Below are 11,946 nucleotides of genomic sequence, written 5' to 3'. Positions count from 1 at the left end.
CTACTGCTTAAGCAGTTTTTTTATTTGTTTTTATTTGACTTCCTCTCCCGTAAACGGGTCATAGTATTCCTTTATACTTATTTGGTCTGTGTAATAGTCTTCTTTTAATTGATTTTGTATATATTCTTTTATTTTCTTTTCATTTCTTCCCACTGTATCTACATAATATCCTCTACACCAAAAGTGTCTGTTTCCATATTTATATTTTAAGTTGGCGTGTCTATCAAATATTATTAATGAACTTTTTCCTTTTAAATATCCCATTATTTGTGATATTGAGTATTTCGGTGGAATTTATACCAACATATGAACATGATCTGGACATAGTTCTGCTTCTATTATTGTTATTCCTTTTCTTGAACATAATTCTCGAAGTATACTTCCTATATCTTTTCTTAATTGTCTATATATTACTTGTCTTCTATATTTTGGTGCGAAAACTATATGATATTTGCATCTCCAGCTTGTATGCGATAAAGTATTTTTATCCATGATTACCTCCTTGTTTAATTGTGCATGTGACTATCACAATTATACTTTAAGGAGGTTTTCTTGGTGCTTGAAGCTAAAGCTAAATCCCTCCACCTGCATAGCAGGTGGTTTTTTGTTTCGCTCTCTTTCGTTCGCTCAACTCACTTAAGTGGACAATAAGATTAAGCGTTCTCTTAAAGTTAGAGAACGCTTAATTATTTTTAATTTATTGAAATAATTTGTAACTATTGAAAACAGACAAAAATTGTTCATTGGATAATTTATCAAGATCAGTAACATTCGCATGCTTCAGCACCTGTCTTAATTGATTTTTAGTAAAAAGAACATGATATTCCCTGTTTACCCATTTATAAACGAAAAATCTATACTTTTTGTAGTCCTTCTTTAAAATAAATGGTTTATGCCTTTCAAGTACAATCAATACAGAATCTACATTAGGCTTAGGGTGAAAATATGCTCGTGGCACTTTTTTAAGAATTTTTATATCCATTTCCACCATTAACAGCAAACCTAAAGCTCGTTGGGTATTTTGCAACCTTTTAGCAAATCCCCTCTCTACAATAAGGTAGCTATATTTCGCTTGACTATCAAAAGCAATCTTTTTTACAATATCAGTACTAATATTGTAGGGAATATTACCAAATATTTTATAGTCTGTATTTTTAGGAAAGCTAAACTTCAAAATATCCTCATGAATAACTTTTATATTCTGAAAAGGTTCAACTGCTTTTTTCGTGGCATGACATAAACCTTCATCAATCTCTATAGCATTCACCCGTTGACTCATTTCCACAAGTTCCTTGGTAAAATGTCCTTTTCCTGACCCAATTTCTATTATTTTATCTTGTTTATTGATATTCGTATATTTTAATATTTCCTTTACATGCTTTTTAGATGTAATGAAATTTTGCGTATTTTTCGGGTTTTTCTGTTTCATTATAACCTTCTCCTTGCCGGTTATAATGAACTAATCTTAAGAGCTCATTATAACCAATTATTTTTGGTTTGGTTGATAATGAAATCTCTCATTAACAAATATAGAAAACATACCCATACCTTTACCTCCTTTAATTTTTTTCATTATAAATGAGATAAAGTAATATCTACTACTGCAATACATGTACACATATTTAACTCCTCCTTATGCAACTGATTATATCACTTTTAATTTCTCTATTCAATAAAGTTCTGTGCTAATCTACCTCACCCTATGGATTTTTAATCCCGAAACATCAAATGTCATCTGTCAAATGCCCTATTTAAAAGGGTCAAAAAACGGTATTTTTTAGCCTGTTTTTGACCCAATTTTCGTACTCAAACCACTACATGTTGTGGTTGACTCCTATTATTCCTTGTCCAAACCACAATACGTCATCAGAATTGCTGCTTCAACGTGGCTTGATCGGTCAGTATGGATAAAATTGTAATTTTTTCAAAAGCCTTGTATGTGGGAACATATCTATGATATAAATTCCTTCTCTCATTACATAATATACTATTAATAAGCAAAGAAAAATAGCCCTATATCACCTTTACTTTATAATGGAAAATCTGCCCTTATCTACAAGTCGATTATCTTAAAAAATCTTCTAATAACAACTTCAGTTTTTTCAATATATTATTCTTACGCCATTGTATAGCTTGATAACTCACTTTCTTTATTCTTGTAATACTCGAAAGAATTTCATCCTGAAAGTACAAACGCTCAATGATGCCCCTTTCTTCTGCATTGAGTCTTGAAATTGTATTTCTGACTGCTTCAATCATCATCTGTGTTTCAACAATCTTTTCTACATCAACACTTTCATCAACAATATTATCTACAAAATGTCCGTCATGATCCAATGATGAAAAAAGAGCAAGTGATTTTTTCTTTCCACCTGCTCCAAATACTTTTCGTGTTCTCTTTCTCGCCAGTAGACTTTATAAATATCTTCACTGACTTTGACCTTTTGTCCGTTGATATAAAGGTAATATTTTTTTGGCATATATGCTTCCTCCATTTCTTTTTGTCTGCGTTTTAAAACAAAAAAAGGAGGACTCCTGCACCTTGGCATAAGAAGTCCTCTAAAACGAAAGAAACTTGTTCTTCCTTTAATTATATTTAATTGTTTAGACGAGCATATGGAAAGACAAACAGCTATAAAGCTTATAGGAAAAAGGACTATTTTTATTGTGGTTTATTCTTTCAAATAAATATATAGACTTTTCCATTTCTATCCCTCCATTTTATAGCTAACTATTTTCCATAAATTAAGTCCTTCTAATGTTTCAAATTCTAAACACCTAATAAGAAATTTTACGCTTGAACTTTTTCTTTCCCCATTTTATTCAGTTCCCCAATCATCATGAAAACGCCAACAACAATCATAATGAAATCAACAAGTGGCTGTGTAAACCAAACAGCTTTTACTCCAAATATCATTGGCAATAAAATCATGGCAGGAACAAACAAAAACAGTTGTCTAAGCATTACGATTATCCCAGCTTTCTTTCCGTTTCCGATTGATTGGAAGAAAGTAACAGTCATAACCATTACTCCATACAAAATAAATACGGAATAGAACAATCTAAAGTTTCCAACACCCTGTGCAATGATGTTTGCTTCTACACCGAATAAAGATAGTATTTGACTTGAAAGCAATAAAGACGGAATCCAAAAGATTGCTGCAAGAACTAAACCGCCAATAGAAAAGACCTTCATAGCCTGTCTTACTCTGTCATACTGCTTTGCTCCAAAGTTTGTTCCAACAACAGGTTGTAAGCCTTGACTCATTCCCCAAAGAGGAATAAATGAAAAGGCATATACACGAAGTGATGCCGCCATCAAAATTCCATTGGTATCTCCGCCATACTTAAATGCCATTTTATAGAGCATAGTCTGTTGAATCATAAACAAAAGCTGCATCATCATAGCGGATGAACCGACAGAAAACATTTCTTTTTTAATTTCCGCATCAGACTTTATCTTATGGATTTTAACAACTTTACTCTTTTTCAAGAAATAATGTAGTGTTGCCACTGCCTGAACAAATTGTGCTGTGATGGTTGCAAGGGCAGCACCTTCAATCGCATATTCACCCATAACTGTCATTAAAATCGGATCGAGAATGATATTCAGTAATGCTCCAAGTCCCATAATCGTCATAGCTTTTTTCATCAGTCCTTCGCCACGCATAACCATGTTTGCGGACTGTGTGAAGTTTACAAATAGAGAACCTATAAAAATTACTCTAAGGTATCTAATACCATAGGCTTTGATTTCACCCGTTGCACCGACCATATCTAAAAAATGCGGAGCAAGAAGTATTCCTCCAACTGTAATAATTACAGAGAAGAAAATCACCCAATAGATTAGGTTACCCATAATTTTATCTACAGTTTTTTGATCCCCTTTACCGATTGCTCTTGAAAGTACAGATGCAGAACCTACACCAAGTAAAGTTGAAACACCGCTGTTGAAAAAGGTAAGTGGCATTGCGACACCACAGGCAGTCATTGCTGTCTGTCCTATAATTTTCCCTGCAAATATTCCGTCCATTAACGGATACAGACCGATAACAATCATTCCGATAACTGCCGGAATAGATAACTGAAAGAGTAAATCTATCGGTCTTTTTGTTAATAATTGTTCTTTCATATCTTGTTTCATTGCCTTCTCCTCTCTTAGACCAATTTTTATATAATTTTTAGTCCTTTATTTTTTTCTTGGAGCTCTACCATATTTTTATAAATCCCATTTAAAGCAATTAGCTCATTATGGGTTCCTTGTTCTGCAATATTCCCTTCCTTGATTACAATAATACTATCGGCATCTCTAATAGTATTTAATCTATGGGCGATAACTAATAATGTTTTATTCTTTACCAATTCACTGATTGCTTCCTGTATATAGCTTTCATTGTCCACATCAACACTTGCTGTTGCCTCGTCAAGAATTACAATAGGAGCATCTTTTAATATGCAGCGAGCAATAGAAATTCTTTGTTTTTCACCACCGGATAGAGTTGCTCCGCCTTCTCCAATCATTGTGTCAAATCCATCAGGAAGTGCCATAATAAAATCATAGCATCTTGCTTTTTTTGCAGCTTCTATAACTTCTTCTTTCGTCGCATTTTCTTTCCCCATGGCAATATTGTTAAAAATCGTATCTTGAAACAAATACACTCTCTGGAAAACCATACTAATTTCCGACATCAATTCAGATAGCGAAACATCCTTTATATTCACCCCTCTAATCAAAATTTCACCGGAGTCTACATCCCAAAATCTTGCCAAAAGATTTGCTACTGTAGATTTTCCTCCTCCGGACTGTCCAACTAAAGCTGTCATTGTATTCTTTTTCATTTCAAAATTCATATCATGCAAAACCTCTTTTTCTCCATAAGAAAATTTCACATGATTAAAACTAATTTCCGGCTCACCAAACTTAGCCTTTAAGAGATGTTTTTTACCTGTATCCTGTAGTTCTGTTTCATTTAATACTTCTTCAATACGATCTAAAGCAGCATTCATAACTGTTAGCCTGCTTGCTTCTCCATAAAGAGTTTTTAATGGACTGAATAAGTCAAATACAAATAGTATCAGTCCTAACACATAAGGAAGTTTCAACATTCCTTGTAAATGAAGATACAAAGCAAGTGCCAAAATAAAAGTAATTCCGATACCATAAATAATGTTCAATCCGCTTGTCCAAGGTGTCATCTTCTTTTCAAACTTTATAGAAGTGTCTCTTGATGAAGCAAAGCTATCTGTAAGAGCCTTTGAATTGTCTCCTAAAAGGTTATAGCTTTTGATTACACTAATTCCTTCTGCAAATGACAAAACTGCATCTGTTAGCTTCTCTCCTTGCTCTTGCCTGATAACAGCTTCAGATAAAGACATTTTATTCATTCTGCTTGCAAGTAATGTTGCTATTAGAGTTACACACACAGACACAAGACCTATTCTATAATCTAAAACAAACATGAATATAGTAAGCACAACGGTTGAAAGCACATAACTCATCATATTAGCTATGGTACTCATGGATACTTCCTCAATGAATGACATATCTGAACTTAAAACAGAATTGATTTTTCCTAAATTTCCTGATGTGAAATATCCCATAGGAAGTTTTCTAAGGTGATTTCCAAGCTCCATCCTTTTATCTGCAAAAATCAGAAAGCCAGCAGCACTTTGCAATTTATCGCTTAAAAAATGAACCAATGCCTGTACCAACACTACCAAACCAAGTCCTATTCCTACATACAAGAATGTTTTCGGTGATATTGTCTTTTCATAAAATCCTATCAATACAGTAAATGCAATAAAAATAGGCATTTTACTTAAAACAGATTCAATAAAGGCAAAAACAAATGCCCCTTTAATTCTATTTTTATACTTTCCTGACAAGTTTAAAATTCTTGATATTAGTTTAAACATTCATTTCACCTTCCTTTCTGCTGATTTTCCAATCTTTACTAAATAGTGTCGCATCCCATAATTTACGGTAGTCTGCTGATGATTCTAACAAGTCATTATGTTTTCCATTTGCAACTAAACGACCATGATTCATTACCAATATTTGGTCTGCATCTACAATTGCCGGAAGTTTATGAGCAATTACAATCAATGTTTTTCCTTTTACAAGTTCACGAATAGCTGCTTCCATTTTTTCTTCATTTTCCGGATCTGCGTAGGCTGTTGCCTCATCAAGTACAACAATCGGAGCATTTTTCAAAATAGCTCTCGCTAATGATATTCTTTGCCTTTCTCCACCTGATAACATCTTTCCTGCCTCGCCAGCCAAAGAGTAAATACCATTTGGGAGCTTATCTAAAAATTCCATACACTGAGCTTTCTTTGCAGCTTCTATCACTTCTTCATCGGTAGCTGACAAATTTCCGATACGAATATTTTCTAAGAGTGAAGTATTAAATAAATATTGGTCTTGAGACACATAAGAAATCTCTTTATTCAGTGCCTTAAGACTCATATCCTGTAAATTTTGTCCTCCAATGCTAATACTTCCCTCTAAAACATCATAGTAATGAATTAAGAGTTTCGCTAAGGTGCTTTTACCTGAGCCTGATTCTCCAACAATGGCTGTCTTTTCTCCAACTTTTGCTGTAAAGCTCACATTATGAATCACATTTTTAATGTATGTTTCAGGTTGTCCATTCTCTCCCATCTTGCTTAGTTGATAACCAAATGTAACATTGTCATAGGAAATAGTATGATCTATACCTTTAAACTTGTTTTCACCTTGTTTTAATGGTTCTATATTTAAAGCATCTTCCAATGCAGATATTTTATAATTAAGCTGTGGCATCGTTGGTAAAAATCCCAAAGCCTTTAAGAGTGGTAAGCCAATACTCAAAGATAGGCATAATACCAATATCAAATCAGAAAGACTAACATAGCCCATGTAAGCAAAGTAACCTCCAAGCGGCAATGTTAATATAATCGTGCATGGAAGTAAGGCACTGTATAATGCCATCCATGGCCATGCAGTCTTATACCAAGCGAGTGCATAATCTCTATAATCTCCAACATCTTTAGAAAATCTTTTATATGATTCCGTTTGCTTGTTAAACACTTTTACTACTTCCATACCATTCACATATTCAATAATGGTATTATTCATTTTTCCACTCGCCATATAATATGGTCCCATTTTTTTCATTCCTGCGGAATACATAATCATCATAGCGACAATGCTTAGTGGAATGGATGCCAAAGACATAAGTGCCAGTCTCCAATCAACGAAAAACATTGCAATATATACCATTACAGGCACAATTAAATTGGCAATTCCTTCAGGCAATGAGTGTGCCAAAAGAACTTCCAAACTACCAATATCATCTACAAACATCTTTTTAATAGCACCTGTTCCCTTTTCTTCAATAGCTCCTAAGGGAAGATTCTCCATCTTTTTTTGTAGAGATGTTCTAAGTCCAAATAATGTGTTATATGCTGCCTTATGGGACATATTAAGACCCAAACCACCTAATAATGCTTGCAAAACCAAACATATCAAAATACCGGCAAGCAAAATAACTAACCTTGTGAATTCCAAATTTTGTCCTAAAATCAAGGGATTTATAATCTGATAAGCAAATAGAAATGGCACAACTCCCATAATGACACTTAATAGCATAATAAAACTCGCTAAATGTATTGTTTTCTTATGCGAACCAGCATACTCAAAAACCTTATTTAACATCATTCTCCTCCTTCAATAAATTTCCTTTTTTATCCATAAAATCCATGATTAACGCTTCATTTCCCTTTACAGATATTTTTTTATAACCATTATCACCGAGCATTAAGACGGAATGACAGGTTTTAAATAACAGTTCTAAATCATGAGTAATTATTATAATTGGAATCTCCTTTGCTTTTTCTGTAATTAAATCGGACATAATTTTCATACTTTTATAATCAAGTCCCGATGTTGGTTCATCCAAAATTATCAGCTTACGACCGGATAAAAATGAAGTAATAATTGCCAGTCGTTGTTTTTGTCCACCGGATAGTTTCTGCGGATGATTGGTTTTTTTATGCCACAGGTTTGTATCTTTCAGATATTCTCGTATCTTTTCTAAATCATTTTCCGAGTTTTTATCTTTACAAAATATCAACTCATTTTCTACTGTGTCTAAAAAAATCTGAGCATCTACATCTTGTAACACGCAATATGAATTTCTAAGTCTTTCTCTTTGTTTCTGTCCATAGCTGACATCCAAATATTTTTCAGATAAACCACATAATGCTTTTGCCAAAGTACTTTTCCCAATACCATTAGAACCAATCACTCCCATTATTTCGCTTTCTCCAAGCTCAAAAGTTAATTCTTCTATCAAAGTTCTTTTGCCTTGATGAATGCAGGCTTTATTTACTTTGATACAGCTTTTAGCCACAATAGGTTCTTTTTCTGATATCAATTCTCTTTCATTAAGTGTCCTTAACTCAAGTTCCTTACATTTATCATTACTAAGACTACCATTCGGAAAAACATCACATATTGTACCGTCTTTTATATAAATCAATCTGCTAAAAATCTCTTTTAAATAATAGAGCCTATGTTCCGCTATAATTATTGTCTTTCCCATCGTCTTCAATCTGATAAGTATTTCACTGAAATGTTTTATACTATCGTAATCAAGGCTACTTGAAGGTTCATCGAAAAAGATAATGTCTGTATCATAAATAAGTGTTCCTGCTATCGCCACCTTTTGCCTTTCTCCCCCTGATAATTCAAAAATGGATTTTTTGCTAATATGATTTATTCCTAACAAGTCCATTGCTTTTTCAACTTTTTCTTTTAGGGTGTCCCTGTCTAATCCCAAATTTTCACCTACTAAAGCAATTTCATCTTCAACTACATCACAAAAAAATTGATCCTTAGGATTTTGAAATACATTGCCAATATATTTAGCTAACTCTCCCTTTTTATAAGTAGTTATATCCTTCCCTAAAATCTTAATTTCGCCGTCCAAATCACCGTCATAAAATGACGGAATAAGCCCGTTTAGTAGTCTTAAAAGTGTCGTTTTTCCGCATCCTGAAAGACCTGTTAAGACTATAATTTCGCCTTTCTTTACAGACATTTTTAAATCTTTCAAAATCAAATCTTCTCCATAATGAAAGGATTTGATTTCTGCCTCTAAAATATTTTCCATAAACTCGCCCCCAACAAAATCATTCCTCCGATCATCATTGCTATATCAATAAATGTAAATCTCACCTCATGAAAACTTGTTTTTTGTCCATCATATTCAATACCTTTTGATATGATTGAACAAGTTAAGGTATCGCTTATATCTATGCACTTATACATAAGAGGAACAAAATATAATTCAAATGTTTTAATTGGTTTGAAAATACTTGCTTTAAATCCTCTAATTTTCATGCCATTGTTTATTTCCTTCATCCTAATAGAGATTTCCGGAATAAAACGAAAGAATACTGTAATTCCTATCCCTATTCCACCATCAATTCCAATTTTTCTAAATGCAGCCATTAGATGCGAAGAACTATATGAGGACAGAACTTTTCCCAAAATGAAAAGTGGAGCAAATTTCAACACTATAAGTAGCATTGTATATATAGAACCAACCAAAACATTTCCTAAGTGTGGTTTCAGCAAATAAATAAGCCCCCATACTATAAGCAATGAACATATCGTTCTAAATGCCTTTCTTATAGAAAATAAGAATAATAGTCCTAAGACAAAAATAAGGGAAAATAAATATTGTGATTGCTCTCCAACAGTTAGAATAACTGAAAATAGTAAAATCAACCCAACTATAGTAAGCGGGTTGATTTTATCTGATAGTTGGTATTCGTTTATATTATTTTTTTCACCTTTACAAAACACTTTTTTTCTTCCTGTTGCTAAAGAATTTGTTGTAAATATATGTTCCAAAATTAGCACCAATAATTGATGCAACGATTGCGATCACTACGCAAATTGCAATGTTTTTAGGGGTGTAAAAATTATAAAGAAATGTTGCATAGTCTGTTGTAAACATCTTAGGGAATTGTTTTGTAAGACCTTCTACACCAAATACGAATGTGAAATACATCGCATGAAGCGAATATATAAACATACCAGCACCAAAACCAAGACCTACTTTCATAGTTTTGTCTGAGTAATTTTCCTTTTTACCAATCACAAGCTCTGCTAATATTCCTGCAATTGCACAAACTACTATTACAGGCCACATTCCCATAAGAGCATAGAACACGCCGAGTAATAAGAAATATAAGAATGCTGTTCCTCTTTGTGCGACTTGTTTACACATTATTACAAAAACTGGCGCGGCAATTATTGTTGGAAGTGCCGATGATAAATACAAACTCGGAATCATTCCAAACGATCCTGTCAAAAGTCCCAATCCCATTGTTAATACAAAACCAATAACAGAAAATACTGCTATTTTTACAATACTTTTTAAATTCATTTTTCTCCTCCTTGAATACATATAATATTTTTTATCTGCTTATAAAACAGCATGTTGCCAATTTATATAAAATTAAATCTTTAATATAACTAAGTTATATTTGATGCAAAAATTTTTCCATTTTACAAACCTCGTATTTTGCCCCATCCTTCATTAAAGAATTTTGAAATTAGTTTGGCATTTAATTCTACTTCTTCTCTGCTTTTAGAATGAACAGCAACTTCAGATAAAGCATAATAATATGCATGGTTAATTAAGTGAATTCCCATATCGGTTATTACACTACCGACACCATCTTCACCATAAATCATGCTTAATATTTTGATGTGATTTTTATCTTCTATTTCCACGAGTTCATCTAAAAAATTACTGTATTTTGTTCCATAAGAACCAAACACTAATAACTCAAATGCATCTTTATTTTCAAAAAAATACAAGACCATCTTAACAGCACCATGTGCTTTAGAGTCTAAAATTTTATAAATGGTTTCTTTCCCAAGTGGAACTTCCTTTTTATATGTCTCAAAACTCTCATCCTCATACATAGCATAGTATTTTCGTATTTGGCTTACAATCGGCTCAACTAACTCAGAAAAAAGTGCTTCCTTATCCTCAAAATGACCATAAAACGCCCCAGTAGTAACACCTGCTTCTTTGCAAATAGCTCTTAAATTTGCCTTTTCAAATCCTTGTTCTTTGAAAATTTTCTTACCGCTATTAAGAATCCTATTATGAGTTACTTCATAATCTCCGTTTGCCACGATTTGCCCTCCTTTCTTCAAATATAACTTAGTTATATTGTAGCACATGTTATATTTGAAAGTCAAGATATTTATACACATACATTGACTTCAACTCCTGACTTGAGCACTATCTTTAGTTCCTCATCATATACAACTACCTTATCTACAAGTTTCCTTACCAAGTCTTCATCGTAGCTTTCTATTTCCAATTCCTGATTATCTAAAAACTCTTCTAATTCCTTTAGTCTGTTTTGTTCATTCTTCTCTTCCGCTATATTTAGAAGTATCTTTTCTTTTTCATTTCTTAACTCTTCCACTCTATCTGCAAGGTCTGTGTAGTCTTTTTTTGCATTAGCTACTTTTAAAAGTTCTTCTTGTACCTCAAGCATTTCTTTGTCTATTTCTTCTATCTGACTACTTCCATCACCTGTGATGGCTTTTTCTATATTTTCTTTAATTATTTCTTTTAATTCACTGCTTTCAGATATAAGCTGATTGATGGCTTCTACGACTGCTTCTTGTAGGTCTTCTTCTCTTATGGTTCTTGCTTCACATGCGTCTGGTCCATGGGTTACTCTTGTACAGCATCTCCAAACAGTATATTTTTTCCCTCTGTTGTTCCATGCTATTCTCCTATAAATATCCCCGCATTTAGAGCAGTAGACAATACTTGAAAGGGCATATTTGCTTGAATAAATTCTTCTCTTTCCTTTGCCGCTCACCATATTAGCTCGTCTATCCATTTCTTCTTGGACTCGCAT

The 11,946-nt window shown here is 33.1% G+C and carries 10 protein-coding genes and 2 pseudogenes; all 12 read right to left on the bottom strand.

Annotation, left to right across the window (positions count from 1 at the left end; genetic code table 11):
- Positions 1 to 30: 30 nt before the first annotated feature.
- Positions 31 to 492: pseudogene (gene tnpA, locus HMPREF1863_RS09015) on the bottom strand (IS200/IS605 family transposase).
- A gap of 205 nt (positions 493 to 697) precedes the next feature.
- Positions 698 to 1,429: a 23S rRNA (adenine(2058)-N(6))-methyltransferase Erm(A) gene (erm(A), locus tag HMPREF1863_RS08750; protein ID WP_000810833.1), complete on the bottom strand. Its 732-nt coding sequence runs from the start codon at positions 1,427 to 1,429 to the stop codon at positions 698 to 700.
- Between the two features lie 57 nt (positions 1,430 to 1,486).
- Positions 1,487 to 1,546, bottom strand: a complete 60-nt coding sequence (locus tag HMPREF1863_RS09515) for an erythromycin resistance leader peptide (protein ID WP_223420714.1) — start codon at positions 1,544 to 1,546, stop codon at positions 1,487 to 1,489.
- Between the two features lie 518 nt (positions 1,547 to 2,064).
- Positions 2,065 to 2,480 (bottom strand): annotated as a pseudogene (locus tag HMPREF1863_RS08745) (sigma-70 family RNA polymerase sigma factor).
- Between the two features lie 311 nt (positions 2,481 to 2,791).
- Entirely contained in the window at positions 2,792 to 4,144 is a 1,353-nt protein-coding gene (locus tag HMPREF1863_RS08740) for an MATE family efflux transporter (RefSeq protein WP_034439151.1), read from the bottom strand.
- Between the two features lie 26 nt (positions 4,145 to 4,170).
- The gene (locus HMPREF1863_RS08735; RefSeq protein WP_034439153.1) at positions 4,171 to 5,916 is read right to left on the bottom strand and encodes an ABC transporter ATP-binding protein; all 1,746 of its coding nucleotides are present in this window, start codon (positions 5,914 to 5,916) and stop codon (positions 4,171 to 4,173) included.
- A complete protein-coding gene (locus HMPREF1863_RS08730) occupies positions 5,909 to 7,699 on the bottom strand; it encodes an ABC transporter ATP-binding protein (RefSeq protein WP_019125105.1) in 1,791 nt (596 codons plus the stop codon). The genes HMPREF1863_RS08735 and HMPREF1863_RS08730 overlap by 8 nt, the downstream gene beginning before the upstream one ends.
- Positions 7,689 to 9,158, bottom strand: a complete 1,470-nt coding sequence (locus HMPREF1863_RS08725) for an ABC transporter ATP-binding protein (RefSeq protein WP_044565602.1) — start codon at positions 9,156 to 9,158, stop codon at positions 7,689 to 7,691. Before HMPREF1863_RS08725 ends, HMPREF1863_RS08730 begins: the two co-directional genes overlap by 11 nt.
- The gene (locus HMPREF1863_RS08720) at positions 9,143 to 9,913 is read right to left on the bottom strand and encodes an energy-coupling factor transporter transmembrane component T family protein (RefSeq protein WP_425484720.1); all 771 of its coding nucleotides are present in this window, start codon (positions 9,911 to 9,913) and stop codon (positions 9,143 to 9,145) included. The genes HMPREF1863_RS08725 and HMPREF1863_RS08720 overlap by 16 nt, the downstream gene beginning before the upstream one ends.
- Entirely contained in the window at positions 9,846 to 10,442 is a 597-nt protein-coding gene (locus HMPREF1863_RS08715; protein ID WP_019125108.1) for an MptD family putative ECF transporter S component, read from the bottom strand. The genes HMPREF1863_RS08720 and HMPREF1863_RS08715 overlap by 68 nt, the downstream gene beginning before the upstream one ends.
- Before the next feature lie 122 nt (positions 10,443 to 10,564).
- Positions 10,565 to 11,203 (bottom strand): TetR/AcrR family transcriptional regulator, encoded by a 639-nt coding sequence (locus HMPREF1863_RS08710; protein ID WP_004835143.1) that lies wholly within the window; start codon positions 11,201 to 11,203, stop codon positions 10,565 to 10,567.
- Between the two features lie 71 nt (positions 11,204 to 11,274).
- A partial coding sequence (locus HMPREF1863_RS08705) for a recombinase zinc ribbon domain-containing protein (protein WP_198142744.1) occupies positions 11,275 to 11,946 on the bottom strand: 672 nt, incomplete at its 5' end.

It is taken from the genome of Aedoeadaptatus coxii (genome assembly GCF_001553115.1).
GTDB lineage: Bacteria > Bacillota > Clostridia > Tissierellales > Peptoniphilaceae > Aedoeadaptatus > Aedoeadaptatus coxii.
The sequence above is the reverse complement of the archived record's forward strand: the minus strand, read 5'-3'. Positions and strand labels throughout refer to the sequence as shown.

Excerpts from the sequence above, each read along its gene's own strand:
- HMPREF1863_RS08740 (WP_034439151.1), bottom strand. The coding sequence starts at position 4,144 with ATGAAACAAGATATGAAAGAACAATTATTAACAAAAAGACCGATAGAT.
- HMPREF1863_RS08735 (WP_034439153.1), bottom strand. The coding sequence starts at position 5,916 with ATGTTTAAACTAATATCAAGAATTTTAAACTTGTCAGGAAAGTATAAA.
- HMPREF1863_RS08715 (WP_019125108.1), bottom strand. The coding sequence starts at position 10,442 with ATGAATTTAAAAAGTATTGTAAAAATAGCAGTATTTTCTGTTATTGGT.
- HMPREF1863_RS08730 (WP_019125105.1), bottom strand. The coding sequence starts at position 7,699 with ATGTTAAATAAGGTTTTTGAGTATGCTGGTTCGCATAAGAAAACAATA.
- HMPREF1863_RS08725 (WP_044565602.1), bottom strand. The coding sequence starts at position 9,158 with ATGGAAAATATTTTAGAGGCAGAAATCAAATCCTTTCATTATGGAGAA.